Origin of the sequence: Paracoccus sp. SJTW-4 (assembly GCF_047716885.1) — a bacterium.
In the GTDB taxonomy this organism is placed as follows: Bacteria; Pseudomonadota; Alphaproteobacteria; order Rhodobacterales; family Rhodobacteraceae; genus Paracoccus; species Paracoccus solventivorans.
Genome location: NZ_CP136681.1, coordinates 3,144,825 through 3,171,246, shown reverse-complemented (window position 1 = coordinate 3,171,246; position 26,422 = coordinate 3,144,825). Strand labels below are relative to the sequence as shown.

Annotated in this window: 27 protein-coding genes; 8 read left to right on the top strand and 19 right to left on the bottom strand. The window is 69.8% G+C overall.

Annotation, left to right across the window (positions count from 1 at the left end; genetic code table 11):
- Window positions 1-91: 91 nt before the first annotated feature.
- A complete protein-coding gene (locus RSP45_RS15510; RefSeq protein ID WP_415392623.1) occupies window positions 92-646 on the bottom strand; it encodes an RSP_2648 family PIN domain-containing protein in 555 nt (184 codons plus the stop codon).
- A 175-nt stretch (window positions 647-821) separates the two neighbouring features.
- Between RSP45_RS15510 and RSP45_RS15505 the strand changes: the two genes are divergently transcribed.
- Window positions 822-2,183, top strand: coding sequence for a glutamate--cysteine ligase (locus tag RSP45_RS15505; RefSeq protein ID WP_415392622.1), 1,362 nt, complete (start codon window positions 822-824; stop codon window positions 2,181-2,183).
- 66 nt (window positions 2,184-2,249) lie between these two features.
- Here RSP45_RS15505 and RSP45_RS15500 read toward each other — a convergent pair whose 3' ends face one another.
- The 6 genes from RSP45_RS15500 to RSP45_RS15475 all read right to left on the bottom strand — a co-directional run bounded on the left by RSP45_RS15500 (window position 2,250) and on the right by RSP45_RS15475 (window position 5,567).
- Window positions 2,250-2,666, bottom strand: coding sequence for a DUF2852 domain-containing protein (locus RSP45_RS15500; RefSeq protein WP_084732010.1), 417 nt, complete (start codon window positions 2,664-2,666; stop codon window positions 2,250-2,252).
- Window positions 2,667-2,752: 86 nt separating this feature from the next.
- Window positions 2,753-3,364: a TetR/AcrR family transcriptional regulator gene (locus tag RSP45_RS15495; protein WP_415392621.1), complete on the bottom strand. Its 612-nt coding sequence runs from the start codon at window positions 3,362-3,364 to the stop codon at window positions 2,753-2,755.
- 15 nt (window positions 3,365-3,379) lie between these two features.
- Complete coding sequence (locus RSP45_RS15490) at window positions 3,380-3,655, bottom strand: HPr family phosphocarrier protein (RefSeq protein ID WP_415392620.1); 276 nt, start codon at window positions 3,653-3,655, stop codon at window positions 3,380-3,382.
- A complete protein-coding gene (locus tag RSP45_RS15485; protein ID WP_073064203.1) occupies window positions 3,652-4,071 on the bottom strand; it encodes a PTS sugar transporter subunit IIA in 420 nt (139 codons plus the stop codon). The genes RSP45_RS15490 and RSP45_RS15485 overlap by 4 nt, the downstream gene beginning before the upstream one ends.
- A gap of 13 nt (window positions 4,072-4,084) precedes the next feature.
- Window positions 4,085-5,122 (bottom strand): RNase adapter RapZ, encoded by a 1,038-nt coding sequence (rapZ, locus tag RSP45_RS15480; RefSeq protein ID WP_415392619.1) that lies wholly within the window; start codon window positions 5,120-5,122, stop codon window positions 4,085-4,087.
- Between the two features lie 31 nt (window positions 5,123-5,153).
- Window positions 5,154-5,567, bottom strand: coding sequence for an HPr kinase/phosphorylase (locus RSP45_RS15475; RefSeq protein ID WP_415392618.1), 414 nt, complete (start codon window positions 5,565-5,567; stop codon window positions 5,154-5,156).
- Window positions 5,568-5,723: 156 nt separating this feature from the next.
- Between RSP45_RS15475 and RSP45_RS15470 the strand changes: the two genes are divergently transcribed.
- Window positions 5,724-7,319 carry a phosphoenolpyruvate carboxykinase gene (locus RSP45_RS15470; protein WP_415392617.1) on the top strand — a complete coding sequence of 532 codons (1,596 nt, stop codon included), beginning with the start codon at window positions 5,724-5,726 and terminating at the stop codon, window positions 7,317-7,319.
- 303 nt (window positions 7,320-7,622) lie between these two features.
- Here the strand turns inward: RSP45_RS15470 and rnr are convergent, their stop codons facing one another.
- Window positions 7,623-9,881: a ribonuclease R gene (rnr, locus tag RSP45_RS15465; RefSeq protein ID WP_415392616.1), complete on the bottom strand. Its 2,259-nt coding sequence runs from the start codon at window positions 9,879-9,881 to the stop codon at window positions 7,623-7,625.
- Window positions 9,882-9,962: 81 nt separating this feature from the next.
- Window positions 9,963-10,508 (bottom strand): gamma-glutamylcyclotransferase, encoded by a 546-nt coding sequence (locus RSP45_RS15460; RefSeq protein ID WP_415392615.1) that lies wholly within the window; start codon window positions 10,506-10,508, stop codon window positions 9,963-9,965.
- Window positions 10,509-10,571: 63 nt separating this feature from the next.
- On the opposite strand from RSP45_RS15460, the gene RSP45_RS15455 reads away from it, so the two are divergent.
- Window positions 10,572-11,573: a DUF2125 domain-containing protein gene (locus RSP45_RS15455; RefSeq protein ID WP_415392614.1), complete on the top strand. Its 1,002-nt coding sequence runs from the start codon at window positions 10,572-10,574 to the stop codon at window positions 11,571-11,573.
- 130 nt (window positions 11,574-11,703) lie between these two features.
- On the opposite strand, the gene RSP45_RS15450 is transcribed toward RSP45_RS15455, so the two are convergent.
- A complete protein-coding gene (locus tag RSP45_RS15450) occupies window positions 11,704-12,636 on the bottom strand; it encodes a prephenate/arogenate dehydrogenase family protein (RefSeq protein WP_415392613.1) in 933 nt (310 codons plus the stop codon).
- Entirely contained in the window at window positions 12,633-13,778 is a 1,146-nt protein-coding gene (gene hisC, locus RSP45_RS15445; protein WP_415392612.1) for a histidinol-phosphate transaminase, read from the bottom strand. Before hisC ends, RSP45_RS15450 begins: the two co-directional genes overlap by 4 nt.
- Before the next feature lie 181 nt (window positions 13,779-13,959).
- On the opposite strand from hisC, the gene queA reads away from it, so the two are divergent.
- From queA to lpdA, 4 genes are read left to right on the top strand one after another with little or no spacing between them, the layout of a single operon-like run.
- Window positions 13,960-15,021, top strand: a complete 1,062-nt coding sequence (queA, locus tag RSP45_RS15440) for a tRNA preQ1(34) S-adenosylmethionine ribosyltransferase-isomerase QueA (RefSeq protein WP_415392611.1) — start codon at window positions 13,960-13,962, stop codon at window positions 15,019-15,021.
- Window positions 15,015-16,271 carry an MFS transporter gene (locus RSP45_RS15435; protein ID WP_415392610.1) on the top strand — a complete coding sequence of 419 codons (1,257 nt, stop codon included), beginning with the start codon at window positions 15,015-15,017 and terminating at the stop codon, window positions 16,269-16,271. Before queA ends, RSP45_RS15435 begins: the two co-directional genes overlap by 7 nt.
- On the top strand, window positions 16,268-16,867 hold the full coding sequence (locus RSP45_RS15430; RefSeq protein ID WP_415392609.1) for a DUF924 family protein: 600 nt from the start codon (window positions 16,268-16,270) through the stop codon (window positions 16,865-16,867). The genes RSP45_RS15435 and RSP45_RS15430 overlap by 4 nt, the downstream gene beginning before the upstream one ends.
- Before the next feature lie 42 nt (window positions 16,868-16,909).
- A complete protein-coding gene (lpdA, locus tag RSP45_RS15425; protein WP_415392608.1) occupies window positions 16,910-18,301 on the top strand; it encodes a dihydrolipoyl dehydrogenase in 1,392 nt (463 codons plus the stop codon).
- Between the two features lie 77 nt (window positions 18,302-18,378).
- Here the strand turns inward: lpdA and phoU are convergent, their stop codons facing one another.
- The 8 genes from phoU to RSP45_RS15385 all read right to left on the bottom strand — a co-directional run bounded on the left by phoU (window position 18,379) and on the right by RSP45_RS15385 (window position 25,126).
- Window positions 18,379-19,098 (bottom strand): phosphate signaling complex protein PhoU, encoded by a 720-nt coding sequence (phoU, locus tag RSP45_RS15420; protein ID WP_415392607.1) that lies wholly within the window; start codon window positions 19,096-19,098, stop codon window positions 18,379-18,381.
- 17 nt (window positions 19,099-19,115) lie between these two features.
- The gene (gene pstB / locus RSP45_RS15415; RefSeq protein WP_073064166.1) at window positions 19,116-19,919 is read right to left on the bottom strand and encodes a phosphate ABC transporter ATP-binding protein PstB; all 804 of its coding nucleotides are present in this window, start codon (window positions 19,917-19,919) and stop codon (window positions 19,116-19,118) included.
- Between the two features lie 23 nt (window positions 19,920-19,942).
- Entirely contained in the window at window positions 19,943-21,286 is a 1,344-nt protein-coding gene (pstA, locus tag RSP45_RS15410) for a phosphate ABC transporter permease PstA (RefSeq protein WP_415392606.1), read from the bottom strand.
- On the bottom strand, window positions 21,283-22,491 hold the full coding sequence (gene pstC, locus RSP45_RS15405) for a phosphate ABC transporter permease subunit PstC (RefSeq protein ID WP_415392605.1): 1,209 nt from the start codon (window positions 22,489-22,491) through the stop codon (window positions 21,283-21,285). The genes pstA and pstC overlap by 4 nt, the downstream gene beginning before the upstream one ends.
- A 63-nt stretch (window positions 22,492-22,554) precedes the next feature.
- Entirely contained in the window at window positions 22,555-23,586 is a 1,032-nt protein-coding gene (locus RSP45_RS15400) for a substrate-binding domain-containing protein (protein ID WP_415392604.1), read from the bottom strand.
- Window positions 23,587-23,927: 341 nt separating this feature from the next.
- Window positions 23,928-24,092, bottom strand: coding sequence for a YdcH family protein (locus RSP45_RS15395; protein WP_073064131.1), 165 nt, complete (start codon window positions 24,090-24,092; stop codon window positions 23,928-23,930).
- A gap of 12 nt (window positions 24,093-24,104) precedes the next feature.
- Window positions 24,105-24,923: a tRNA1(Val) (adenine(37)-N6)-methyltransferase gene (locus RSP45_RS15390; protein WP_415392603.1), complete on the bottom strand. Its 819-nt coding sequence runs from the start codon at window positions 24,921-24,923 to the stop codon at window positions 24,105-24,107.
- Window positions 24,920-25,126, bottom strand: coding sequence for a DUF2007 domain-containing protein (locus RSP45_RS15385; protein WP_073064125.1), 207 nt, complete (start codon window positions 25,124-25,126; stop codon window positions 24,920-24,922). Before RSP45_RS15385 ends, RSP45_RS15390 begins: the two co-directional genes overlap by 4 nt.
- A gap of 121 nt (window positions 25,127-25,247) precedes the next feature.
- Between RSP45_RS15385 and RSP45_RS15380 the strand changes: the two genes are divergently transcribed.
- Window positions 25,248-26,249, top strand: coding sequence for a polyprenyl synthetase family protein (locus RSP45_RS15380; protein ID WP_415392602.1), 1,002 nt, complete (start codon window positions 25,248-25,250; stop codon window positions 26,247-26,249).
- The last annotated feature ends 173 nt before the right edge of the window (window positions 26,250-26,422 follow it).

The following is a 26,422-nucleotide window of genomic DNA, read 5'->3' as shown; positions in this document are numbered from 1 at the left end:
GTGATCAGGTGGTAGAGGCTGCGGGCCGACGCGGCAAGCGCCCAGCCGCCCTGCGGCAAGGGTCCGCCCGGCATTTGCCACGCGTTTCCCGCTAGCGTCCTGCCCGTTCCAGCGCCTTGCCCAGCCGCGGCAGCCGCGCCCGGCCCATCAGCTCGCGCAGCGCGACGGGGCCGCCCAGCGCCTGCGCGCGGTCGTGGGCGGCATGGACGCTGGCCGCGACCGGGGCGGCATCGCGCTGCCACAGATCCAGCAGGAACGGGTCGGGATGCACCGCCCGCAACCCCAGCGCCGCCAGCGTGCGCGCCGGAAAATCGCGCAGATTGGCGGTGACGATCACGCTCGCCCCCGCCGCCAGCGCGGTTTCGACGACATGGCGGTCGGCGGGGTCGGGCCAGTCGTAGCCCGCGGTCGTGCCGGGCGGCTCGGGGGTCTCTGCCGCCGGATGGCCCAGCCGCAGCAGCGCGATCTCGGCCCCGGCGACGGCGGCGTGCTGCGCGCCCAGCCGCGCGGCGGCGTGGCGCCATTCGGCCAGGATCCGCGCCGACCACAGCGGCGCATACAGCCCCGCCTCGGCCGTGCCGATCAGGATCTCCCGCAGCACCGTGGGGTAAAGCACGCAGGCATCCAGAACCGCCCTGACCATCATCCACCTTGTTTTCCGCGCGCGCCTGCGCCGCCTGCCCCTGCATGTCGTCGCCCCAAAGCCGCGCCGCAAGGGGCGGTTGCCGGACAAGGCCCCGGCCGGATGCACCAAAGGGCCTGCTTGACTATCCCGGACCGCCGCGCCACCTGTCCCCGGATTACGACCTCGTGAGGGCCACATGTCCATTCCCCAGCAGGGCGGCGGCCCGATCGAGCGGCGCGAAGAGCTGGCCGACTACATCGCCTCGGGCGAGAAACCGCGCGATGCGTGGCGCATCGGGACCGAACACGAGAAGTTCGGCTTTCTGACCGACACGCTGGAACCGCTGCCCTATGAGGGTCAGCGTTCGGTGCTGGCGATGCTGGAAGGGCTGCGCGACCGCTTCGGCTGGTCCGAGCTGCGCGAAAACGGGCATCTGATCGGCCTGTCGCGGGACGGCGCCAATGTCAGCCTGGAACCCGGCGGACAGCTGGAGCTGTCCGGCGCGCCCCTGTCCGACATCCACCAAACCGACGCCGAGACCCGCCAGCACCTGGCCGAGGTCAAGGCGGTGGCCGAGCCGCTGGGCATCGGCTTCATGGGGCTGGGGGCGGCGCCGATCTGGCGGCAGGACCAGATGCCGATGATGCCCAAGGGTCGCTATGCGCTGATGACCCCCTATATGCAGCGGGTCGGCACGCTGGGCACCCAGATGATGTATCGGACCTGCACGGTGCAGGTGAACCTCGACTTCGCGTCCGAATCCGACATGGTGCAGAAGCTGCGGGTGGCGCTGGCGCTGCAGCCGGTGGCGACGGCGCTGTTTGCCAGCTCTCCGTTCCTGGACGGGCAGGTGAACGGGATCAAATCTTGGCGTGCCCATATCTGGCAGAACCTGGACGCGGCGCGCACCGGACTGTTGCCTTTCGTGTTCGAGGACGGGTTCGGATACGAACGCTGGGTGGACTATGTGCTTGATGTGCCGATGTATTTCGTCTACCGCGACGGGCAGTACATCGACGCGCTGGGGCAGAGTTTCCGCGATTTCCTGAACGGGCGGCTGCCGGCGCTGCCGGGGGAAATCCCCACGCTGTCGGACTGGGCCGACCACATGACCACCGTCTTCCCCGAGGCGCGGGTCAAGAAATACATCGAGATGCGCGGCGCCGACGCCGGCCCGCTGAGCCATCTGAACGCGCTGCCAGCGCTGTGGGTGGGGCTGACCTATGATCAGGGCGCGCTGGACGCCGCCAGCGAGCTGATCCGCGGCTGGAGCGCCGAGCAGCGCGAGGGGCTGCGTCGCGCCGCCGCCCGTGACGGGCTGGCGGGCGCATACGACGGGCTGCGGCTGCGCGATCTGGCGGCCGAGGTGCTGGGCCTGGCCGAGGCCGGGCTGGCGGCGCGCGGCCAGCTGGCGGGGGGCGCGGACGAGACCGGCTTCCTTGCCGTGCTGCGCGAGCGGGTGGAGCGCGGCGCGACGCTGGCCGACGACCTGCTGGCGAAATACCACGGCGAATGGCAGGGCGACCTGACCCGCATTTACGCCGATACCGCCTACTGAAACGGGCTTACTGAAACGGGGCCCGCATCGAACGGACCCCGCGAAAGATCAGGGCGGGGCTGGCCCTCAGCCCTGGCGGCGTTCTTCCATGAACTGGTCGAACTCGGCCTTGTCGCGGGCTTCGCGCAGCTTTTGCAGGAAGTCGAGGAAGGCGCTGTGTTCGTCCTCCAGCCGCTTCAGCGTCTCGTCGCGATAGGCGTCGAAGGCGGCGTTGCCGGTGGTTTCGACGCGGTTGAAGCGGCCGGGGCCGGCGTGGCGGCGGGTGCAGTTTCCGAACATGCGTTTGCTCCAGATCATGTAGCCGAGGATGGCGAGGCCGACCGGCCAGGCAGCGACGAAGCCCAGGATCATGGCGATGATCCACGCGGGCTTGCCGCGGGCGTCAAGCCAGTCGCGGGCCTGCATCAGCACCCGCTTGACCGACTGCACGAAGCCGTCGGCCGGCGCGACCGGGGTTGCGATGGGGGGATAGGCATGGGGCATGGGGTGCTCCGGGGCATGTTAATGTTAATCACATTAACAATGTGGAACGCAGCCGGCCCGCGTCAATCCCCCGCCCGCAGTTTTTTTCATTCGGGGATCACGCCCAGCCCGCGCAGATAGATCAGCACCCCGCTTTCCAGCATCTCGGCGGCGCCGATGGGGCTGCGGGTGCCGGGACGGCCGCGGCCGAACAGCTCGACCACCCCATGCGACAGCGCCCAGACGTGGTTCGCCACCATCGTCGCGGGCGGGCGGCGGCCGGGGGGCAGGCGCGCAAACAGCGCCTCGGCGGCGCGGACCAGCGCCAGCTCGGCGCGCTCGGCGGCGGCGGCCAGATCGGCGTTGCCGGCGATCGACAGCCCCGATTCGAACATCGCCATGTAGAACCCGGGCCTTGCGGCGGCAAAGCCCAGATAGGCCTCGCCCATGCGCAGGAACGCCGACAGCGCCGAGGGCCGGCCGCCGTCGAACGCCGCCTCGAGCCTGGCGGCGAAATCGAGGAACCCCTGCCGCGCCACCTCTTCCAGCAGCTGGTCGCGGCCCGAGAAATGCCGATAGGGCGCGGCGGCGCTGACGCCGGCCTGACGCGCGGCCTCGGCGAGCGTAAAGGCCATCGGCCCCTTCTGCTCGATCAGCGCCACGGTCGCGTCGACCAGCGCCTGCCGCAGGTTGCCGTGGTGATAGCTGTCGCGGGCCATGGGCGCGGCGCCGCCCTAGCCGCCTTCGCCGAAATAGCCGTCGACCAGCTCGGTCAGCGCCTGCATCAGCGCCTCGGCATCCGGCCCCGAGGTGGTGACCTGGATGGCGCTGCCGCGGGGGGCGACCAGCATCAGCAGCCCCATGATCGAATCGCCCGACACCCGCTCGCCATCCTTTTCGACGATGGCGCGGGCGTCGAACTGCTCGACCGTTTCGACGAAGCGGGCCGAGGCGCGGGCGTGCAGTCCCTTTTCGTTGATGATCCGCAGCTCGCGGCGCAGTTCCGTCACGAAACCGCCCTTTGCGCCTGCGGGGCTGCCGGGCCGGGGGCGTAGCAGTCGATGTATTTGCGCCCGGCCTCGCAGGCCAGCATCGCCGCCTGTCCCACGTCCAGATGCCGCGACTTGGCCAGCTTGACCAGCAGCGGCAGGTTGGCGCCGTACAGGATGCGGCGCTGTTCCGGCAGGCAGGCCGGCATCGACAGGTTCGAGGGCGAGCCGCCGAACAGGTCGGTGACGATCACCACCCCCGCGCCGGTGTCGACCGCATTCGCGGCGGCGCAGATCTCGTCCTGCTTGGCGGCGCGGTCGTGATCTTCCTCGATGGTCACGGCCACGATGCCGGCCTGAGGGCCGACGACATGCTCAACCGCCGCGAGGTATTCACGGGCCAGCCCGCCATGTGCAACGATGACAATTCCGATCAATTGTGTTCCACCATCACGACGGATCGGCCTTGCCCGATCCCCCCAGATACGCCCCCGACAGAGTTGCCGCGCCGGCACCGGCTGCCGGAAGGGGCGCCCGGGAACGTCGCTCTATCTCTCGATGTCGTTTAGACACCTGCCAACATTTTTTAGCAAGGTCGTCAGCCATCAACTCGACCAAAGTGACCGAGCGGTGTTGCCCGCCCGTGCAGCCGAAGCCGATGGTCAGATGGGCCTTGCCCTCGTCCACCTGCGCCGGAAGAACATAAAGGATAAGATCTCGCAGCTTGTCAAAAAAGGGCTGGAACCGCGGGTCTGCCGTCACGTAATGCTGAACTGCCGGATCGCGCCCGTCCAGCGGACGCAGCGCGGGTTCCCAATGCGGGTTGGCCAGGAAGCGGCAGTCGAACATGAAATCCAGCCCCCGCGGCACCCCGCGCTTGTAGCTGAAGGATTCCAGCGACACCGACAGCCCCGGCCCGCCGCGGGCATCGAAGGACTGCGCCAGCTCGGCCCGCAGGTCGTGGGGGGACAGCTCGGTGGTGTCGATCAGCACGTCGGCGCGGTCGCGCACCGCGGCCAGCAGGTCGCGTTCGGCGGTGATCGCCTCGACCGGGGGGATGTCGCCGGCCAGCGGGTGGCGGCGGCGGGTTTCGGAATAGCGGCGCACCAGCACCTCGGTGGCGCAGTCGAGATACAGCACCTCGGGCAGGAAGGCCGGGTTGCGGGTCAGCGAATCGATCAGCTCGATCAGGTTGGCCGCCGAGAAATCGCGGTTGCGCACATCCAGCCCCAGCGCCAGCGGCACCGGCCGGGGCGGCCCGTCCAGCAGCCGCGGCACCAGCGACAGCGGCAGGTTGTCGATCGCCTCGAACCCCATGTCCTCGAGCGCGTGGATCGCGGTCGAGCGCCCGGCGCCGGAGGGCCCGGTGACCAGCACCAGCCGCTGGGCATCGACGATGCCGCCTGGGGGGGCCTGCGGCACGGTGCCTTCGGCCGCCGCGCCCTGCGCGGTCTCGCCGCTGCTCCCCCTGCCCTCCTCGCCGTTCATCTCGGTTCCCGTCCGGTTGCGCCGCGGCGCGTCAGTCGCTGCGCCCGCCCAGCAGCAGCTGGCGCAGCGCCGGGGCAAGGTGCGGCCCCATCGGCCCCAGCACAAGGGGCAGCGCGATCCCCAGCAGGGTGATGCTGCGCCGGGGCGGCAGGCGCATGGTCTCGGCCCGGCCCAAATCGACCACCTGCGCCACCGGCACCGGGTCCGCGGGCGGTGCCGAGAGGATCCCCACCCCCCGCGCCTCGATCCGCCCCGCCAGCGGCGGCGGGCAGGCGGCGATCAGCCGGCCGTCGCGGGCGTCCAGCAGCACCCGGTCGTCGGCGACCAGCAGCGCCCCCTGCGCCATCAGCGCCAGCGCGAGCGAGGATTTCCCCGCCCCTGACGGCCCCAGGATCAGCAGCCCCCGCCCCTCGACCGCCACCGCGCTGGCGTGGATCGTGGTCACCGCCGCCGCCCCGGCCGCGGGCGGATTGCAACATCTGCAAAGATGGTATCGCTAACTTCCGATGGTTGCGCTAACTGTGGCCTTTGCCGGTCTATCATCGTCAAATCCCCATGTTATTAGATGCGCCCAGCGACAGCGCCCTTATGGAGTACCGGCATGGCACAGACCCGCGTCAACCCGAACTGCAAACTCGAAGACCAGGGAATCGTCGGGCTGGGCCAGGTTCACTATAACCTGCTCGAACCCGCACTGGTCGAGGCCGCGATCCGGCGCGAGGAAGGCAAGCTGGGTCTGGGCGGCGCGTTCCTGGTGTCGACCGGCGCCAAGACCGGCCGCTCGCCCAAGGACAAGTTCGTGGTCCGCACCGCTTCGGTCGAGGATTCGATCTGGTGGGACAACAACCCGCCCATGGACCCCGAGGCGTTCGAGCGGCTGCACGCCGACATGCTGGACCACATGAAGGGCCGGGAATATTTCGTGCAGGACCTGTTCGGCGGCGCCGATCCCGAACAGCGGCTGGACGTGCGGGTGGTCAGCGAACTGGCCTGGCACAGCCTGTTCATCCGCCACCTGCTGCGCCGCCCCGAGGCCGAGGAGCTGGCCGGCTTCACCCCCGACTGGACCATCATCAACTGCCCCAGCTTCAAGGCCGACCCGGCACGCCACGGCTGCCGCACCGAGACGGTGATCGCGCTGAACTTCGACCGCAAGCTGATCCTGATCGCCAACACCGAGTACGCGGGCGAGAACAAGAAGGGCGTGTTCACCCTGCTGAACTACATCCTGCCCGGGCGCGGGGTGATGCCGATGCACTGCTCGGCCAACCATGCGCCGGGCGACACCAACGACGTGGCGATCTTTTTCGGCCTGTCGGGCACCGGCAAGACCACGCTGTCGGCCGAGCCCTCGCGCACGCTGATCGGCGATGACGAGCACGGCTGGTCGGACAAGGGCGTCTTCAACTTCGAGGGCGGCTGCTACGCCAAGACCATCAACCTGTCGCCCGTGGCGGAACCGGAAATCTACGCCACCACCTCGCGATTCGCGACCGTGGTGGAAAACATGGTGTTCGACCCCGACACGCTGGAACTGGATTTCGCCGACAGCTCGATCACCGAGAACATGCGCTGCGCCTATCCGCTGGAGGCGATCTCGAACGCCTCGGAAACCGGCATCGCCGGGCAGCCGAGGAACGTCATCATGCTGACCTCGGACGCGTACGGGGTGATGCCGCCGATCGCGCGGCTGACGCCCCAGCAGGCGATGTATCACTTCCTGTCCGGCTTCACCTCGAAGACCCCGGGGACCGAGGACGGCATCGTCGAGCCGGTGCCGACCTTCTCGACCTGCTTCGGCGCCCCGTTCATGCCGCGCCGCCCCGAGGACTACGGCCGCCTGCTGGCCGAGCGGATTCGCAAGTCCGGCGCCACCTGCTGGCTGGTCAACACCGGCTGGACCGGCGGCCCGTTCGGCACCGGCAGCCGGATGCCGATCAAAGCCACCCGCGCCCTGCTGGCCGCGGCGCTGGACGGCTCGCTGAACGGGGTCGAGTTCCGCTGCGACCCGAACTTTGGCTTCGAGGTGCCGGTCAGCGTGCCTGGCGTCGACGACAAGCTGCTGGACCCGCGCGCGACCTGGGCGGACGGAGCCGCCTATGACGCGCAGGCGGAAAAGCTGAAGGGGATGTTCCGCGACAACTTCACCAAATACGAAGACAAGGTAGACCAGGACGTGCGCGACGCAGCGATCTGACCCGACGCCCGGATGCGAGGAAAGGCCGTCCCTGCGGGGGCGGCTTTTTCTTTGGGCCGGACCGGGGCGCCGCCTCCCTCGGGCTTCGCCCCTTTCTCGCTGAAACAGTCCACTGGACTGTTTTCCAGGCGCTCGAAAGCCCGGGGGATTTGGACCAGAAAGAAGCGGGCTTTTCGGCGGCGGATACGAAACCCGCGGGAATGGAATAATTGCCAGCCGGCCACACGCCTGATGGCGCGTTATCTGCCGGACGCCTTCATCCTTCCGATGATTCTGGCGATGGCGGCGATGGCGGCGCCGCGCCTATTTGCGGCGCAGGCGCGAGCGTTTGCGTTCCGCCGCGTCCGCGCGCAGCTTGCCGCGGATGAAACCGCGGCGGGCGGCCTTGCCGCGGGGGCCGCGGGGGGCGGGCAGCGGCGCGCCCTCGACCTCGACCAGTTCCAGCGTCAGCCCGCCGGTGGTGGGCACCGCCTCGGCCAGCCGCACGGTGACGCGCTGGCCGATGCCGATGCGCAGCCCGCTGTCGGCGCCGATCAGCGTCTGGTTATCGGGGTCGTAGTGGAAATACTCGCGCCCGATCTCGCGGATCGGCAGCAGCCCGTCGGCGCCGGTCTCGTCCAGCCGCACGAAGGCGCCGAAGCGCTGCACCCCGTTGATGCGGCCGGAAAACTCGGTCCCCACCCGCTCGGACAGATAGGCGGCCAGATAGCGGTCGTTGGTGTCGCGCTCGGCCGCCATGCTGCGGCGCTCGGTGTCGCTGATGTGCTGGGCGGTCTGTTCCAGCGTCTCGATATCCTGCGCCGACAGCCCGTCCTTTCCCCAGCCATGCGCCGAGATCAGCGCCCGGTGCACGATCAGGTCCGAATAGCGCCGGATCGGCGAGGTGAAATGCGCGTAGTTTTTCAACGCCAGCCCGAAATGCCCAAGGTTTTCCGCGTTGTAATACGCCTGCGTCATGGATCGCAGGGTGCTGATGTTGATCAGCTCGTCGAAATCCGTGCCCTGCGCCTGCGCCAGCAGGCGGTTGAGCTGGCTGGTCTGCAGCACCTGCCCCTTGGCCAGGCTGAACCCCGAGGCCTGCGCCACCTCGCGCAGCGCATCCAGCTTTTCGGGGCTGGGTTCCTCGTGGACGCGGAACAGCAGCGGCCGGCGCAGGCGGGTCAGTTCCTCGGCGGCGGCGACATTGGCCAGCACCATGAACTCTTCGATCAGCCGGTGCGCGTCGTAGCGTTCGCGGAAGGCCACCGATTTCACCCGCCCGTCCGGGGTCAGCTCGATCTTGCGCTCGGGCAGTTCCAGGTCCAGCGGCTGCCGGCGCGCGCGGGCGGCCTTGAGCAGCTCATACCCCGCGAACAGCGGCCCGATCACCTCGTCCATCAGGGCCGCGGTCTGCTCGTCGGGCTGGCCATCGGCGGCGGCCTGCGCCTGTTCGTAGGACAGCGAGGCGAGGCTGCGCATCATCCCCCGGCAAAAGCGGTGCCCGATCTTGTTGCCCTGCGCGTCCAGCCGCATCCTGACCGCGATCACCGGCCGGTCCACACCCTGGTGCAGGGAACAGAGATCCCCCGACAGGATGTCGGGCAGCATCGGCACCACCCGGTCGGGGAAATAGGTCGAGTTGCCGCGGTTGCGCGCCTCGCGGTCCAGGGCCGATTGCGGGCGCACGTAATGCGCCACATCGGCGATGGCCACCCACAGCACCACCCCGCCCGGGTTGCCCGGGTCGTCGTCCAGCATCGCCGCCACCGCGTCGTCGTGGTCGCGGGCGTCCTCGGGGTCGATGGTGACCAGGGGCAGGTCGCGCAGATCCTCGCGCTCGCCCATGGGGGCGGGTTTCTGGGCGTCGGCCTCGGCCATCACCGCGTCGGGGAAATCGTCGGGGATGCCGTGCTGGTGGATGGCGATCAGGCTGACAGCGCGGGGGGCCGACGGATCGCCCAGCCGCTCGATGATGCGGGCCTGCGGCAGGCCCAGGCGGATGCGGGTGCCGATCTGCTCGGCCTCGACCAGCTCGCCGTCCTGCGCATCCAGCGTGGCGTCGCCGCGCACCCGCCAGGTCTTGTCCGCGCCCTTGTCGATGGGCAGGATGCGGCCGCCCTCGGTTTCCTTGCGGAAGATGCCGACGATGCGATGCGGGGCGGTGCCGATGCGGCGCATCAGCCGCGCCTCGTACTGGTGGTCCTCGCCCTCGGTCTCAGCCAGCCGGACCAGCACCCGCTCGCCCGCGCCCACCGCCGGGTCGGTGCGCCGCGGCAGGAACAGGATGCGCGGCATCGGCGCCGCGCCCTGCCATTCCAGCGGCCGCGCGAACAGGTCGCCGCTGTCGTCGGGGGGCAGGATCTCGACCACGCTGACCGGGGGCAGCCGCTCGTAGTCGCGATAGCTGCGGCGGCGGCGTTCCAGCAGCCCCTCGGCCTCCAGCTCGCGCAGCAGGCGCTTCAGCTCGATCCGGGCGCTGCCCTTGATGTTGAAGGCCTTGGCGATGTCGCGCTTGGCGGTCGCGTCGGGGTTGTCTGCGATCCAGTCGAGGATCTGCTGGCGGGAGGGGAGCATCTGGACCATGGCGACACGCTTATCACGCCGCCCGCACCGGCGGCAGAGGGGAAAGCACGGCCCCGCGCCACAAGTTCCGCCCGGCCCGGTTCAGGCGGCCGAGGTCTTCAGCGCCCGTACCCGTTCCGCCAGCCCGGCCATGTCGTTGTCGGGGATGCCCAGCTCGGCCAGATGGGCGACGGTGTTGAACAGGTAATCGGCATTCGGCCCGCGCCCGCCATGGGCGGCGGCGATGATCGCGGCCTGTTCGTCGGCCGACAGCCCCGCCGCATATTGCCGATGCTCGGGGCGCATCACATAGGTGACCGCGGCGACGCGGCGCCCGTCGGCCAGCGTCAGGTTGATGCTGGCTTCGCGATAGGCCTCGGTCACCAGCTCGCGGGTGCGGATGGCGGCGATGACTTCGGGCCACAGCGCATCCTCGATTCGCAGCGCCAGCCCGGTGCAGGAGGCGCCCGCGCAGCGTTCCAGCCCCAGCACCAGCCCCGGCTGCGCCAGCGTCCCGCGGTGGCAGACCGACAGCAGGCAGAAGCTGCGCCGCCAGCCGTCGCTGCGCGCGATCACCCGCTCGGCCACCGGGAAATCCGGCGCCCACATCAGCGAGCCATAGCCGAAGACCCAGAAACCCTTGTCCATCCGCTTGCCCTTTCCACCGGGCAAAGGTTAGGGCGGACGCGCGGTTTTGCAAGTGAGGTCCCGATGCGGTTCCTGTCGATCCTGCTGCTGGTGGGGGCGGCGCTGGCCGCGACATGGCTGGGCGGCGAGACATGGCTGGCCGCAAGGGCGCAGCGCCTGATCGCGCAGGATCCCCGGCTGGAGGCAGCGGCGGTGGCGCCGCTACGGCGGCTGGACCGGATCGGGCTGCATCTCTCCGAGCTCTCCGTCCAGACGCAGGGCGGCGCGGCGCTGCTGCCCTCGGTCGAGCTCTGGGCGGCGCCGAGTGCGCCCACCCATTTCCATGCCGAGCTGCCGGCGCAGATGCAGCTGCCGCTGCTGGGAAAGGCCCGGCAGGTCGCGGCGCAGGATGCGGGGCTGGGGCTGCGGGTGTCCCCGGGCAGCGGGATGGCGGTGGGGCTGATGGCGGCAAGCAGCGGCCCCGTCACCGTCGACGGCGCGCCGCTGCTGGCGCAGCTGGAGGCGCAGGCGCGGCTGGCGCCGATGGGGGCGCAGGCCCCGCAAGCCGCCCGCGCCGCCTATGCGGTCGAGGCCGAATGGTCCGGGCTGACCCCGGGTGCGCTGCTGGACCTGCCCCCGGCGCTGGCCGCGCAGGCGCTGTCGGGCAAGGGCAGCGCGCAGGTTTTTCTGACCGGCCCGCTGCGCCCCCGCGGGCCAGAGCCGCAGCTGGCCGGCATCGCCTCGCCCGGCTTCACCCTGACGCTGGGGCCGCAGACGCTGCGCATCGCCGGGCAGTTGGCGGCGGACGCGGACAACCGGGCCGAGGGCGCGCTGTTCCTTTACACCGCCGACGCCCGCGCCTGGATGCAGCTGGCGGGCGATCTGGGACTGATCCCGCCCCGGCTGGTCATGCTGGCCGGCACCGCCATGGAACAGGCCGCCGCAACTGAGATCGACCTGCCCGCGACCACCCAAGCCCCGGACGAGCCGGCCCCGGGCGAGCTGCGCATCCCGCTGATCTTCCGCGAGGGCCGCATGTTCCTCGGCCCGCTGCCGCTGGGCGAAGCGCCGCGCCTCAGCCGCTGACCCTCACGGGCGCCGCAATTCCAAAGGGCTTCCATCTTGCCCTAAATATCCCCGGGGTCCGGGGCAGAACCCCGGTCCACGGGCCGTTTTCAGCGCGAAAGGCCGCGGCCCGGGGCAGAGCCCCGATCCGTCAGTCCTTCCCCGCGCGGCCAAAGTCGGGGGCGGCAGTGTCCTGCCCGGCCTCGATGATGCCGCGGCGGATGGCGCGGGTGCGGGTGAAGTAATCATGCAGATGCTGGCCGTCGCCCATGCGGATGGCGCGTTGCAGCACGAACAGCTCTTCGGCGAAGCGGCCAAGGATATCCAGCGTCGCCTCGCGGTTGTGCAGGAACACGTCACGCCACATGGTCGGGTCCGAGGCGGCGATGCGGGTGAAATCGCGGAAGCCGGCGGCGGAGTACTTGATCACCTCGTCGTCGGTGACCCGGCGCAGGTGGTCGGCGACCCCGACCATCGTATAGGCGATCAGGTGCGGCGCGTGACTGGTCACCGCCAGCACCAGGTCGTGATGCGCGGGCTCCATCGTCTCGACATTGGCGCCCAGCGCGCGGACCAGTTCCGTCAGCCGCGCGACCGCCGCGGGGTCGCTGTCCGGCAGCGGCGTCAGCAGCCACCAGCGGTTGCGAAACAGCGAAGGAAAGCCCGAGCGCGGGCCGGAATGTTCGGTCCCCGCCAGCGGGTGGCCGGGAATGAAGTGCACGCCCGCAGGGACATGGGGCGCCACCGCCTCGATCACCGACTGCTTGACCGAGCCGACGTCGGTCAGGATCGCGCCCGGGGCCAGATGCGGGGCGATCTCGGCTGCGATCTCGCCCATGGCGCCGACCGGCACCGCCAGCACCACCAGATCGGCGCCGGCAACGGCATCGGCGGCGCTGTCGGTCACCTCGTCCACCAGCCCGATCTCGCGCGCGGTGGCGCGGGTCTCGTCCGAGCGGGCATAGCCCACGATTCGCCCCGCCAGCCCCGATTCGCGCATCGCCAGTGCCATCGAGCCGGCAATCAGCCCCAGCCCGATCAGCGCCACGCGCCGGAACATCGGCGCGGCTGCCGGCGCGCTCATGTCGCCACCGCGGCGCGGCCGGCCATGAACTGGCCGATGACATGGGCCACGCGGCGGCAGGAGGCCTCGTCCCCGATGGTGATGCGCAGGCATTGCGGCAGGCCGTAGCCGCCGACCCGGCGCACGATGATGCCTTCGCCGCGCAGCATGGCGTCGCAGGCCTCGGCCGTCGCCGCATCCTCGAACCGGGCGAGGATGAAATTGGCAAACGACGGGTCCGAAGGCACGCCGCGTTCCGCCAGCGCCGCCGCCAGCCAGTCGCGCAGCCGGGCGTTCTCGCTGCGGGAATGTTCCAGATGCGCATGGTCGCGCACCGCGGCCTCGGCCCCTTCCAGCGCCAGGCTGGACAGGTTGAATGGGCCGCGGATGCGGTTGAGCACGTCGATGATCTCGCGCGCGGCATAGGCCCAGCCGACCCGCAGCCCGCCCAGCCCGTAGATCTTGGAAAATGTCCGGGTCATCACCACGTTGGGCAGCCGTTCCGCCAGCCCCGCGCCGCCGTCGAAATCGGGGCTGACATATTCGGCATAGGCCCCGTCGATCACCAGCAGCGCCTGCGGCACGGCATTGGCCAGCCGCGCAAGCTCTTCCTCGCTCACCATGGTGCCGGTGGGGTTGTTGGGGTTGGCGACAAAGATCAGCCGCGTGTCCGGGGTCGCCGCCGCGATCAGCGCGTCGATGTCGGTGGTCCGCTCGCGCTCGGGCGCGGCGACCGGGGTCGCGCCTGCGGCCAGCGCGCTGATGCGATACATCAGGAACCCGTGTTCGGTGAACAGCACCTCGCACCCCGGCCCGGCATAGGCCTGGCACAGGAAATGGATGATCTCGTCCGAGCCGACGCCGCAGATGATCCGGTCGGGGTCCAGCCCGTGCACCTCGGCGATCGCCCCGCGCAGCCTTGCGTGGTCGGTCGAGGGGTAGCGGTGCATCGAATGCGCTGCCCGCGCCACCGCCTCGCGCGTCTTGTCGCTGGCGCCGAACGGGTTCTCGTTCGAGCTGAGCTTCAGCACGTCGCTGCGCCCCGACAGCGTGGCGGCCCCGGCCTCGTAAAGCGCGATCTCCATGATGCCGGGCTGCGGCTGGATCACGGGGCGGGGCTGGTCGGAACCGGGCTGGCTGGGGCTGGGCGGCTGCTGGCTCATGTCGTGCTCTCGAATGGGTCAGGTCGTCTTAGGCAAGCGGCCGGGCGATGGAAAGGGGCAGGCGCGGCGGCGGCTGCCCATGCCGGGCGGCGGCAGGGACAGCGGCGCCGTGCCGCCCGCTCGCGCCGGTTTGCGCGGACAGGCAGTTGACCCGGCGCGACGCCGGGCCGACAACGCCATCATGCGCCTGTCCGATTTCGATTTCGACCTGCCCGAGCGACTGATCGCCACCCGCCCCGCCCGCCCGCGCAGCGCCGCGCGCCTGCTGGTGGCGCAGGGCGATACGATCACCGATGCCCATATCCGCGACCTGCCGGCGTTCCTGCGCCCGGGGGACCTGTTGGTGCTGAACGACACCCGCGTGATCCCGGCGCGGCTGACCGGCACCCGCACCCGCGCGTCAGAGCAGGGCCCGGCCACCGCCCGGATCGAGGTCACGCTGCTGGAACCCGCCCCCGGCGGCAGGTGGCGGGCGCTGGCCAAGCCGCTGCGCAAGCTGCGCGAGGGCGAGGTGATCCGCTTTGGCGACGCGCTGTCCGCGCGGGTGGATCGCATCGACGAGGGCGCGCTGCTGCTGGATTTCGACGCGGCGGGCGCGGCGTTCGACGCGGCGCTGGCGCAGGTCGGCGCCATGCCCCTGCCCCCCTATATCGCCGCGCTGCGCCCGCCGGACGAACAGGACCGCACCGATTACCAGACCGTCTGGGCCGAGCGGCCCGGCGCCGTCGCCGCCCCCACCGCCAGCCTGCATTTCGACGACGAACTGCTGGAAACGCTGGCGGCGATGGGGGTGCAGACCACCCGCGTCACCCTGCATGTGGGGGCGGGCACGTTCCTGCCGGTCAAGACCGACGACATCAGCCAGCACCGGATGCACGCCGAGCGCGGCATCGTATCGGCCGCCGCCGCCGCCGCCATCAACGCCGCGCGGGCCGAGGGTCGCCGCGTGATCCCGGTCGGCACCACCGCGCTGCGGCTGATCGAATCGGCGGCCGCGCCGGACGGGCGGGTGAGCCCCTATGACGGGATGACCGACATCTTCATCCGCCCCGGCTACCGCTTCCGCGTCACCGACGGGCTGATGACCAATTTCCACCTGCCGAAATCGACGCTGATGATGCTGGTGTCGGCGCTGATGGGGGTGGATCGTGTCCGCGCGATCTACGCGCACGCCGTTGACGAAGACTACAGGTTCTTCAGCTACGGAGACGCATCCCTGCTGCTGCCCGAGGCGCCATGCTGACCGTTCTGCGCACCACCTGGCCGCTGCTGCTGGGCATCCTGCTGTTCATGGTCGGCAACGGCATGCAGGGCACGCTGCTGGGCGTGCGCGGCGGCATCGAGGGGATCCCGACCTCGCTGATGTCGGTGGTCATGGCCGGGTATTTCGGCGGCTTCGTGCTGGGCAGCCTGGCGGTGCCGCCGATGATCCAGCGGGTCGGGCATGTGCGGGTGTTCGCGGCGCTGGGGTCGCTGATCTCGGCGGTGCTGATCCTTTACGCCGCCGCGCCGCACTGGATCGCCTGGGCGGTTCTGCGGCTGCTGATCGGCTTCTGCTTCTGCGGGGTCTACATCACCGCCGAAAGCTGGGTGAACGCCAGCGCCACCAATGAAACCCGCGGTCAGGCCATGTCGGCCTATTTCATCATGCAGATGCTGGGGCTGGTCACCGGCCAGGCGCTGCTGAACGTCGGCGACCCGGCGGGGTGGATGCTGTTCGTCATCCCCTCGGTGCTGGTGTCGCTGGCCTTCACCCCGATCCTGCTGGCGCAGGTGCAGGCTCCGCGGTTCGAGCAGATCAAGCCGATGAGCCTGCCCCGGCTTTACCGCGCGTCGCCCCTGGGGTGCGTCGGCATCTTCCTGGTGGGCGGGGTGTTTTCGGCGCTGCTGGGCATGGGCGCGGTCTGGGGGGCGGTGATCGGGCTGGACGTCAAGCAGATCTCGGCCTTTGTCGCGGCGATCTCGCTCGGCGGGCTGCTGGCGCAATATCCGATCGGCTGGCTGTCGGACCGGCTGGACCGCCGCAAGCTGATCATCGCGCTGTCGGGGTTCGGCGCGGTGGTGGCGGCGGTGGTCGCGGTGGCCGAGCTGGGTATCTGGGGCTATCTGCTGGCCGCGGCGCTGGTCGGCGGGGTCGCCAACCCGGTCTATGCGCTGCTGATCGCCTATACCAACGACTTCCTGGACGCCTCGGACATGGCGGCAGCCTCGGCCGGGCTGCTGCTGGTCAACGGCGCGGGCTCGGTGTTCGGGCCGATCCTGACCGGCTGGCTGATGACCCTGATCGGCCCCGAGGGGTTCTGGATCTATATGGGGGTGCTGCTGGCGATGCTGACCGCCTATGGCGGCTGGCGGATGACGCAGCGCGCCACGCCCAGCCTGGACCAGAACTTTGCCGTGCTGATGCCCGCCGCCACCCCGGTTGCGGTCGAGGCCGCGCTGGCCGAGGCTGGGGACAGCCATTCCACCCACCCGCAGGATGACGAGACATGACCCACAGCGACGCCCAGGCCGACCCGACACCGGAAGACATCATCCGTTTCTGGATCGACGAGACCGGGCCCAAGGGCTGGTACCAGCAAAGCGACGATCTGGACCGGCTGGTGCGCGAACGCTTCATGGCCGCCTGGATCGACGCGCCGCGGCTGGCCGAGGCATGGGCCGGCAGCGCCACCGGCGCGCTGGCGGCGCTGATCCTGACCGACCAGTTCCCGCGCAACATGTTCAGAAATGACGCCCGCGCCTTTTCCACCGACCCGCTGGCGCTGCGCATCGCCCGCGCCGCGCTGGACGCCGGCCACGACCTGGCCACCCCGGAACCGGCGCGGCAGTTCTTTTACCTGCCGTTCGAGCACAGCGAAGAGCCGGCCGACCAGGAGCTGGCGGTCGAGCTGTTCGCCCAGCGGATGCCGGGCGAGAACCTGCTGCACGCGCAGATCCACCGCGACACCATCGCGAAATTCGGCCGCTTTCCGTGGCGCAATGCCGCACTTGCGCGGATTTCCACGGAATCCGAGCGCATAGTGATGGATGCGGGCGGCTATGGGGCGCTGGTCTCGGGCAGTCTGTCGCTTGCCGATCTGCCCTGAGCCTGCAAATGTGAACCGGCCGGCAGCGACGAGGGGAAAGCGATGGCGCAGAGTTTCGACGTGGTGGTGATCGGCGCCGGTCCCGGCGGCTATGTCTGCGCGATCCGCGCCGCGCAGCTGGGGCTGAAGACCGCGGTGATCGAACGCGAGAACCTGGGCGGCATCTGCCTCAACTGGGGTTGCATCCCGACCAAGGCGCTGCTGCGCTCGGCCGAGGTGTTCCACCTGATGGGGCGGGCCAAGGATTACGGGCTGAAGGCCGGCGACCTGGGCTTTGACCTGGGCGCGGTGGTGCAGCGGTCGCGCGGCGTGGCCAAGCAGCTGGCCGGCGGCGTCGGCCACCTGCTGAAAAAGAACAAGGTCGCGGTGGTGATGGGCGAGGCGACGCTGACCGCGCCCGGCAAGCTTTCGGTCAAGACCGACAAGGGGGTTGAGGAGGTCACGGCCAAGAATATCGTGCTGGCCACCGGCGCCCGCGCCCGCGAGCTGCCGGGGCTGGAGGCCGACGGCGAGCTGGTCTGGACCTACCGCCATGCGCTGGTGCCCAGGCGGATGCCGGAAAACCTGCTGGTCATCGGCTCGGGCGCGATCGGGATCGAGTTCGCCAGCTTCTTCAACACGCTGGGCGCCAGGACCACGGTGGTCGAGGTGATGGACCGCGTGCTGCCGGTCGAGGACGCCGAGATTTCCGCCTTTGCCAGGAAGCAGTTCGTCAAGCAGGGCATGACGATCATGGAAAAGGCCACGGTCAAGCAGCTGGACCGCAAGGGCAAGACCGTGACCGCCCATATCGAGACCGGCGGCAAGACCGTGACCCAGGACTTCGACACGGTAATCTCGGCGGTGGGCATCGTCGGCAACGTCGAGGGGCTGGGGCTCGAGGCGCTGGGGGTCAAGCTGGACCGCAGCCACGTGGTAACCGACGAATACTGCCGCACCGGCGTCGACGGGCTTTACGCCATCGGCGACGTGGCCGGCGCGCCCTGGCTTGCCCACAAGGCCAGCCACGAGGGCGTTATGGTGGCCGAACTGATCGCCGGGAAAAAGGTCCACCCGGTCAAGGCCGCGAACATCCCCGGCTGCACCTATTGCCAGCCGCAGGTGGCCTCGGTCGGGCTGACCGAGGCCAAGGCGAAAGAGGCCGGGCACGAGGTGAAAATCGGCCGCTTCCCCTTTGTCGGCAACGGCAAGGCCATCGCGCTGGGCGAGCCCGAGGGCATGGTGAAGACGGTGTTCGACGCCAAGACCGGCGAGCTCCTGGGCGCCCATATGGTCGGCGCCGAGGTCACCGAGCTGATCCAGGGCTATGTGATCGGCAAGACCGCTGAGCTGACCGAGGAAGACTTCATGCACACGGTCTTTGCCCACCCGACCCTGTCGGAAATGATGCATGAATCGGTGCTGGATGCCTATGGGCGGGCGATCCATTTCTGAGCGGCGGCCTCCGGGGGCCTTGCCCCCGGACCCCCAGGATATTTGAACACCAAAGACAGGCTGCGGGCCGGTTTATCCTAACTCGCCCCGCCGAGGTTGACAGCGGCCACGCTGTCGCTTTTCGGGCGCGGGTCTTCGGGCAGGGTGCCGTGGACCAGATACAGCACCTGCTCGGCGATGGATGTCGCGTGGTCGCCCATGCGCTCGACGTTCTTGGCGATGAAATGCAGGTGCATGCAGGCGGTGATGTTGCGCGGGTCCTCCATCATGTGGGTCAGGAACTCGCGAAACAGCGCATTGTACATCTGGTCGACCTCGATGTCGCGGGCGCGGACATCGGCCGCCAGCGTCGCATCGCGGCGCACATAGCTGTCCAGCGCGTCGCGCAGCAGGGTGCTGACGGCTTCCGTCATCCGCCGCAGCGCCAGGCCGGCGCCGGGAATCGTGGGCATCTGCGCCAGCAGATGGGTGCGCTTGGCCATGTTCTTGGCGTAATCCCCCACCCGCTCCAGCGCCGAGGCGACCTTGATCACCGTCAGCACCAGCCGCAGGTCGGTCGCACGCGGCGCGCGCAGCGCGATCAGCCTTGCGGCGGATTCGTTGATCTGCACCTCGAGATGGTCGATCTCGCGGTCGCGGCGGCGGACTTCCTCGGCCAGGGCCTCGTCGCTGGTTTCCAGCGCCCGGGCGGCATCGGCGATCGCGGTCTCGACCAGCCCGCCCATGCGCATCACCTCGGCCTGGATGCTTTCCAGGTCGCGGTCAAAGGCGGACATGATGTGCTTGTCGCGTTGCATGGCAAACGTCCTTTCCGTCAGCCGATCCGGCCGGTGATGTAGCTTTCCGTCCGCGGGTCCTTCGGACTGGTGAAGATGTCGTCGGTGCTGGCGTATTCGACCAGATGCCCCAGATGGAAGAACGCGGTCTTCTGGCTGACCCTTGCGGCCTGCTGCATCGAGTGGGTGACGATCACCACCGAATAGCGGTCGCGCAGCTCGTCGATCAGTTCCTCGATCTGGGCGGTGGCGATGGGGTCGAGCGCCGAGCAGGGTTCATCCATCAGCAGCACCTCGGGCGAGGTGGCGATGGCGCGGGCGATGCACAGCCGCTGCTGCTGGCCGCCGGACAGGCTGGTGCCGGTTTCCCCCAGCCGGTCCTTGACGTCATCCCACAGCGCCGCCCGGCGCAGGGATTTTTCCACCACCGCATCCAGATCGGCGCGGGTCGGGGCCAGCCCGTGGATGCGCGGGCCATAGGCCACGTTGTCATAGATCGACTTGGGGAACGGGTTCGGCTTCTGGAACACCATGCCGACGCGGGCGCGCAGCTGCACCGGATCGACGCGGGGGTCATAGATATCCTCGCCGTCCAGCAGCATCTGCCCGCCGACCCGCGCGGCGGCGATGGTGTCGTTCATCCGGTTCAGGCAGCGCAGAAAGGTGGACTTGCCGCAGCCCGACGGGCCGATGAACGCCGTCACAGTCTTGTCGAGGATGTCGACGCCCACGTCCTTGAGCGCGTGTTTTTCCCCATACCACACCTGCACGTCGCGGCATTCGAATTTGACGTCCCGGGTCTCGGTCTGCACGCTGCGCTCCGCCTGTGTCATCTGGTTCATGGATATGGTCTTTCCGGCCGCGGTTACCAGCGGCGCTCGAACTTGCGGCGCAGCCAGATGGCGATCAGGTTCATCGCCAGCAGGAAGGCCAGCAGCACGATGATCGCCCCCGAGGCGCGTTCGAAGAAGGCCGGGTCGGCGCGCTGGGTCCAGTTGTAGATCTGCACCGGCAGCGCCGAGGCCGGATCGAACAGCCCCTGCGGCGGGGCCGAAGGATAGGTAGTTACGAACGCAACCATCCCGATCAGCATCAAGGGCGCGGTTTCCCCCAGCGCCTGCGCCAGCCCCAGGATGGTGCCGGTCAGGATCCCCGGCATCGCCAGCGGCAGCACGTGATGGAACACCGTCTGCATCCGCGACGCCCCCACCCCCAGCGCTGCATCGCGGATCGAGGGCGGTACCGCCTTCAGCGCCGCACGGGTCGAGATGATGATGGTCGGCAGCGTCATCAGCGTCAGCACCAGCCCGCCGACAATAGGGGCCGAGCGCGGCAGCCCGACGAAATTGATGAAGGCGGCCAGCCCGAGGATCCCGAACACGATCGAGGGCACGGCAGCGAGGTTCGAGATATTCACCTCGATCACGTCGGTCAGCCGGTTCTTGGGTGCGAACTCCTCAAGCCAGATCGAGGCCGCCACTCCGATCGGCAGCGCCAGCACCAGCACGATCAGCATCATGTAGAACGAGCCGAGGATCGCGACGCCCAGTCCCGCGGCCTCGGGGCGGCTGTCGGAGCCGTCGGGCGCAGTGATGAAGCGCCAGTTGAAACCGGCGCGCACCACCCCGCGGTCGCGCAGCGCCATCGCCAGGTCATATTGCGCGACCGAGGTCCTGGCGTCCCGCGCCGCCATCTCGCGAGTGATGCGGCCCTTGAGCATCGCATCCACCCGCGACGAGGTCATCATCCGCCACTCGATTTCCTGCCCGACCAGCGAAGGGTCGGCCAGCACCGCCCGGCGCAGATCGGCGCGGGCCTGCGCCGACAGGAAGCCGGCGATGTCGCGCTGGGTCAGGCCCTCGACCTGAATGCCGCTGCGCGCGATCTCGCGGGTCAGGGCCTGGTCCAGCAGCCGGCCGTAGCTCATGGTCAGGATCTTCGCCATCTCGGCCGGGTCGCGGTTGCCCTGGGGGTCGACGACATCGGCCGCGATCACCACCGGGATCGTGGCGCGGGCCTGCACAAAGGCCGAGGCGCCGTCGCGGAACACGGTGAACATCAGCACCGCCAGCGCCGCCATGGCGGTCAGGATCGCCGCGGCGCCATAGGTGCGGAACCGCCGCTCGGCCGCATTGCGGCGGCGGGTGCCGGCGTCGGTCTGCAGCAGCGAGCGGCGGGGGCGCGGGGCGGTCTGGGCCGGATCGCTCATTCGTATTGCTCCCGGTATTTGCGCACGATGTAGAGGGCGAGCACGTTCAGCCCCAGCGTCATCACGAACAGCGTCAGCCCCAGCGCAAAGGCGACCAGCGTCTCGGGCGAGTTGAAGTCGTTGTCGCCGGTCAGCTGGCCCACGATCTTGACGGTGATGGTGGTCATCGCCTCGAACGGATTGCCGCTGATCCGGGCCATGGCGCCGGCGCCCAGCACCACGATCATGGTTTCACCGATGGCGCGGGATGCCGCCAGCAGCACCGCGCCGACGATGCCGGGCAGCGCCGCCGGGATCACCACATGGCGGATGGTTTCCGAAGGGGTCGAGCCCAGCCCCAGCGCCCCGTCGCGCAGCGACTGCGGCACCGCGTTGATGATATCGTCCGAAAGCGAGCTGACGAACGGGATCAGCATGATCCCCATCACCAGCCCGGCAGTGGCGACCGAGGCGCCGCTGTCCCCCAGCCCCAGCGGCTGCGCCAGCCAGGCGCGGATCAGCGGGCCGACCGTGACCAGCGCGAACAGCCCGTAGACGATGGTCGGGATCCCGGCCAGCACCTCGATCGCCGGCTTGGCGACCGCGCGCACCCGGCGCGAGGCGTATTCCGACATGTAGATCGCCGCGAACAGCCCGATCGGCACCGCCACCAGCAGCGCGATGAAGCTGATATACAGCGTCCCCCACAGCAGCGGCAGCATCCCCAGCTTGGATCCGCCGCCGAAGCGCGGGGTCCATTCGGTGCCGAACAGGAACTCGTGCCAGGGGTAAAGCCGGAAGAAGCTGGCCGATTCGAAGACCAGCGACAGCACGATGCCCAGCGTGGTGGCGATGGCGATCAGCGAACACAGGATCAGCAGCAGCCCGATCACCCGCTCGACCGCGTTGCGGGCACGGAAGCCGGGCGAGATGCGGGCAAGCCCCACCCCCAGCCCGGCCAGGGCCAGCAGTGCCGCCGCCGGGGCCAGCAGCGCCCCCGCGCCGTGAGTCGCGCCGGGGATCAGCGGCCGCGCCAGCCCGCCCAGCACCAGCAGCCCCAGCGGCGGCAGCGCCGCCAGCAGCGCCACCAGCCAGCCGTGATAGGCGGGGCGCGAATGCAGCTGCCGCGTATCCCCCGCGACCAGCGCCACCGCACGGCGCCGGCCCAGCAGATAGCCGAGCCCCGCAAGCCCCAGGATGATGATGAGTGTCGTAAGAGGTGACATGGATCCTCGAAAGCAGCGCCGGGCGCAGGACCGGACGGCGCCGGCCTGCGGGCGGTTGCGTGGTCAGTCTGCGCCCATGACGTGTTCCGCGGCCACCGCCGCCTGCACCGCGGCCAGCTCCGGGTCGGGCACCAGCCCGTAATCCGCCAGCGGTCCGCCGGGTCCGGCGATGGCATCGACGACGAAGAACTCGGCGAACTCCTTCAGCCCCGGCACCAGCCCGAAGTGGTCCGCCTTGACATAGAAGAACAGCGGCCGCGACACCGGATATTCCCCCGAAGCGACGCTGGCGACCGTGGGCACCACCCCGTCGATCGGCGCCACCTTCAGCCGGGTGGTGTTGTTTTCATAGAAGGACAACCCGAACACCCCCATGCCGTTGGGGTTGCTGTCGACGCGGGCCAGCGTCTCGGTATAGTCGCCGTCGATGTCGACCGCGCGCCCGTCGCTGCGCAGCGCGGTGCAGGCGGCACGGGCCGCCTTGTCGCCGTCCAGCGCCGCCAGTGCCGCCCGCGTGCCCGAGGCGTCGCAGCCCGCCGCCATTACCTTTTCCTCGAACACCTCGCGGGTGCCGTGCTTGGTGCCGGGAACGAACACTGCGATTTCCTGCGCGGGCAGCGCGGGGTTCACATCCGCCCAGCGGCGGGCGGGGTTGGCGGTGCGGCGCCCGTCCACCACCACCTCGGCGGCCAGCGCGGCGTGGATGTCCTGCGTGCTCAGCGCGAAATCGGGGCCGCCTATCCCCGAGGCGAAGACGATGCCGTCATAGCCGAACCGCACCTCGATCACCCGGGCGACGCCGTTGGCGTGGCAGTCGGCCAACTCGGCCGGGGTCATCGGGCGCGAGGAATTGGCGATGTCGATGGTGCGCGGGCCGACCCCGGCGCAGAACTGCTTGATCCCGGCGCCGCTGCCGCCGCCCTCGACCACCGGGGCGGCGAAATCGGTATTGTCGGCAAAGGCTTCGGCGGCGATGGTGGCATAGGGCAGCACGGTCGACGAGCCTGCCACCTGAATCTGGTTGCGGGCCGCGGCCGGCAGGGCCGAGGCCGCCAGCAGCGCCAGAGCCGCGGCGGACATTCTCATCATGCTCATCGGCAGCTCCTGCTGTTTGCCATGAGTTCGGTATCCGGGCCGTGCCGTCTCATAGCGTCCCCGGAACGGCAAGGAAAGAATCGGCCGCCATGGGAATCGGCCCGCCGGGGGAATTGCCGCGGCGGCATCCGGTTCCCGCCGGCCCGGCCCGCAGCGGAGGAATCGCCCGGCAGCGGGAATTGCCGCCGCGGCCCCGGTTCCCGCCACACCGGCCCGACCCGCAGCGGGGAATCGGACCGAAGGGAATCAAGAAGGGGACCGGCACGCGGCCGATCCCCCTCCGATACCCCCCGGCCCGGACGCCGGGCCCCCGATCAGTACGCGGGGGCGCGGCCCGGCGCTCAGTTCGACAGCCGCTCGATCTCTTCCTTGAGCCGCAGCTTTTCCTTTTTCATCGCCGCGATCGACAGGTCGTCCGAGCCCGGAGCGCGTTGCGCGCGCTCGACTTCCTCCGAAAGATGCTGGTGTTTTCTGCGCAGTTCCGCGACATGCGACTGAACCGACATTCGATCCTCCTGCTATGGGTCGATGGAATCAGTGCAGCATGTTTCGGCGCCGCTGTCACCCGAAACCTCGCGTTCCCTTTCGGCCCCGGCGACGATGGCGGCGCCGTCGCGCAGCACCGCCCGGGCGGCGGCGCTCAGGTCCTCGCAGTCGCGTTCATGGGCGGGGCGGGCGTGCAGGACAAAGGGCGCGTGCAGCCGCAGCCCGCCGCGGGCGCCCTTGCGCGCGGTGACGATCACCCGGCCCGCGTCATGGCCCTGCCGCGCGGCCAGCGGCAGCAGCGATACCGCCCCCGCCCGCCCGGCCAGCGCCACCAGAATGCGGTCCAGCGCCTCGGCCCGGTGGATCAGCGTCAGCCCGCCCCCCGGCCGCAGCCGCCGCAACCCGGCGTCGATCCAGGATTCCAGCGCGGTGTCCTCGTGCCGGGCGGCGGCGCGGGCCGCATCGGGCGCGCGGGTGCCGCTGGCAAAGAACGGCGGGTTCGCGATGACGTGATCGAAGCTTTCCGCCCGCAGCGCCGCCGGCATCTGCGCCAGATCGCCGGTCACGATCCGCGCCGCGATGCCGGTCGCGGCGACGTTATGCCGCGCCAGCGCCGCCAGTTCCTCCTGCCGCTCAAGCCCGGTCAGCGCCACGCCCGGCACCCGCGCGCCCAGGCAGAACAGCGCCACCCCTGCCCCGCAGCCCAGTTCCAGCACCCGCTCGCCCGGCCGCGCGGGACAGGCGGCGGCCAGCATCACCGCATCGGTGCCGGCGCGATAGCCGCGGGCGGGCTGGCGCAGCACCAGCCGCCCGCCCAGGAACCCGTCGTCCCGGGTGGTCGCGCCGTTCATCCGATACCGTGGTCGCGCAGGATGGAGGCCGCCATGAAGTGATCGCGGTCCGCCACCATCAGCCGCCGCGGCAGCACCCCGATCGAGCCCTCCAGCACGCTCATGTGCTGGTCGAACTGGAACGCGACGATTCCCTCGGCCTCCAGCAGGCCGCTGGCGCGAGTGATGGTCAGCGGATCGGTGGTGCGCAGGACTTCCTTCATCCCCGCAAGCTAGGGCGCAGTTGCGCAACTGTCCACGCCGTGGCAATGGGCAATCGCGCAAGACGCATGGCAGCACAGGCGTGGAACGGGTGCGGAAACGGGACGCGAAAGGGGTATCTTCATGGGTGTGAACGAAACCGTGGCCAAGCCGCTGGACCGGCTGTCGACCCTGCTCGCCCCCGAGATGGAGGCCGTGAACGCCCTGATCCGCAGCCGGATGGAAAGCCGCCACGCCCCCCGCATCCCCGAGGTGACCGCGCATCTGGTCGAGGCCGGCGGCAAGCGCCTGCGCCCCATGCTGACGCTGGCCGCGGCAAGGATGCTGGGCTACCGCGGCACGCATCACCACCTGCTGGCCGCCACGGTCGAGTTCATCCACACCGCCACCCTGCTGCACGACGACGTGGTGGACGAAAGCCGCCAGCGCCGCGGCCGCCCCACCGCCAACCTGCTGTGGGACAACAAGTCCAGCGTGCTGGTCGGCGACTATCTGTTCGCCCGCAGCTTCCAGCTGATGACCGAGACCGGCAACCTGCGGGTGATGGAGATCCTCTCCAACGCCTCGGCGGTGATCGCCGAGGGCGAGGTGCTGCAGCTGACCGCCGCGCAGGACCTCGGCACCGACGAGGCGGTCTATCTGCAGGTGGTCCGCGGCAAGACCGCGGCGCTGTTTTCCGCCGCGACCGAGGTGGGCGCGGTGATCGCCGGCGCCCCGCCCGCGCAGGTGCAGGCGCTTTACGACTATGGCGACGCGCTGGGGATCGCCTTCCAGATCGTTGACGACATCCTCGACTATAGCGGTGCGGCCGAGACCATCGGCAAGAACGTCGGCGACGATTTCCGCGAGCGCAAGCTGACCCTGCCGGTGATCAAGGCGGTGGCGCAGGCCGATGCCGGGGAACGCGAGTTCTGGCAGCGCACCATCGAAAAGGGCGACCAGCAGGACGGCGACCTCGACCAGGCGCTGGCGATCCTCGCCCGCCACGGCGCGATCGAGGCTGCGCGCGCCGATGCACTGTCCTGGGCTGCCGGCGCCCGGCAGTCGCTGGACGCGCTGCCCGAGGGCGAGATCCGCCAGCTGCTGGCCGAACTGGCCGATTTCGTCGTCGCCCGCGTCGCCTGAACCGCCCCTCGGCCCGGGAAAACCCCCGCCAGGACTTCTTTCTGGCCCAAATACCCCTGCGACCGCGCCACCTCGCGCGGCGCCTGCCCATCGGCAGCAGCTTGCCCACCGGGTCACGTCTCGGTCACCGGCGCGCGGTAATCGTTTCTAAATCATTTGTCGTGCTATATGTG

Bases quoted from the DNA above. Each gene is read 5' to 3' on its own strand.
- RSP45_RS15510 (WP_415392623.1), bottom strand. From the start codon at position 646: ATGATGGTCAGGGCGGTTCTGGATGCCTGCGTGCTTTACCCCACGGTG.
- RSP45_RS15505 (WP_415392622.1), top strand. From the start codon at position 822: ATGTCCATTCCCCAGCAGGGCGGCGGCCCGATCGAGCGGCGCGAAGAG.
- RSP45_RS15500 (WP_084732010.1), bottom strand. From the start codon at position 2,666: ATGCCCCATGCCTATCCCCCCATCGCAACCCCGGTCGCGCCGGCCGAC.
- RSP45_RS15495 (WP_415392621.1), bottom strand. From the start codon at position 3,364: ATGGCCCGCGACAGCTATCACCACGGCAACCTGCGGCAGGCGCTGGTC.
- rapZ (WP_415392619.1), bottom strand. From the start codon at position 5,122: ATGAACGGCGAGGAGGGCAGGGGGAGCAGCGGCGAGACCGCGCAGGGC.
- RSP45_RS15470 (WP_415392617.1), top strand. From the start codon at position 5,724: ATGGCACAGACCCGCGTCAACCCGAACTGCAAACTCGAAGACCAGGGA.
- rnr (WP_415392616.1), bottom strand. From the start codon at position 9,881: ATGGTCCAGATGCTCCCCTCCCGCCAGCAGATCCTCGACTGGATCGCA.
- RSP45_RS15460 (WP_415392615.1), bottom strand. From the start codon at position 10,508: ATGGACAAGGGTTTCTGGGTCTTCGGCTATGGCTCGCTGATGTGGGCG.
- RSP45_RS15455 (WP_415392614.1), top strand. From the start codon at position 10,572: ATGCGGTTCCTGTCGATCCTGCTGCTGGTGGGGGCGGCGCTGGCCGCG.
- RSP45_RS15450 (WP_415392613.1), bottom strand. From the start codon at position 12,636: ATGAGCGCGCCGGCAGCCGCGCCGATGTTCCGGCGCGTGGCGCTGATC.
- hisC (WP_415392612.1), bottom strand. From the start codon at position 13,778: ATGAGCCAGCAGCCGCCCAGCCCCAGCCAGCCCGGTTCCGACCAGCCC.
- queA (WP_415392611.1), top strand. From the start codon at position 13,960: ATGCGCCTGTCCGATTTCGATTTCGACCTGCCCGAGCGACTGATCGCC.
- RSP45_RS15435 (WP_415392610.1), top strand. From the start codon at position 15,015: ATGCTGACCGTTCTGCGCACCACCTGGCCGCTGCTGCTGGGCATCCTG.
- RSP45_RS15430 (WP_415392609.1), top strand. From the start codon at position 16,268: ATGACCCACAGCGACGCCCAGGCCGACCCGACACCGGAAGACATCATC.
- lpdA (WP_415392608.1), top strand. From the start codon at position 16,910: ATGGCGCAGAGTTTCGACGTGGTGGTGATCGGCGCCGGTCCCGGCGGC.
- phoU (WP_415392607.1), bottom strand. From the start codon at position 19,098: ATGCAACGCGACAAGCACATCATGTCCGCCTTTGACCGCGACCTGGAA.
- pstB (WP_073064166.1), bottom strand. From the start codon at position 19,919: ATGAACCAGATGACACAGGCGGAGCGCAGCGTGCAGACCGAGACCCGG.
- pstA (WP_415392606.1), bottom strand. From the start codon at position 21,286: ATGAGCGATCCGGCCCAGACCGCCCCGCGCCCCCGCCGCTCGCTGCTG.
- pstC (WP_415392605.1), bottom strand. From the start codon at position 22,491: ATGTCACCTCTTACGACACTCATCATCATCCTGGGGCTTGCGGGGCTC.
- RSP45_RS15400 (WP_415392604.1), bottom strand. From the start codon at position 23,586: ATGAGCATGATGAGAATGTCCGCCGCGGCTCTGGCGCTGCTGGCGGCC.
- RSP45_RS15395 (WP_073064131.1), bottom strand. From the start codon at position 24,092: ATGTCGGTTCAGTCGCATGTCGCGGAACTGCGCAGAAAACACCAGCAT.
- RSP45_RS15390 (WP_415392603.1), bottom strand. From the start codon at position 24,923: ATGAACGGCGCGACCACCCGGGACGACGGGTTCCTGGGCGGGCGGCTG.
- RSP45_RS15385 (WP_073064125.1), bottom strand. From the start codon at position 25,126: ATGAAGGAAGTCCTGCGCACCACCGATCCGCTGACCATCACTCGCGCC.
- RSP45_RS15380 (WP_415392602.1), top strand. From the start codon at position 25,248: ATGGGTGTGAACGAAACCGTGGCCAAGCCGCTGGACCGGCTGTCGACC.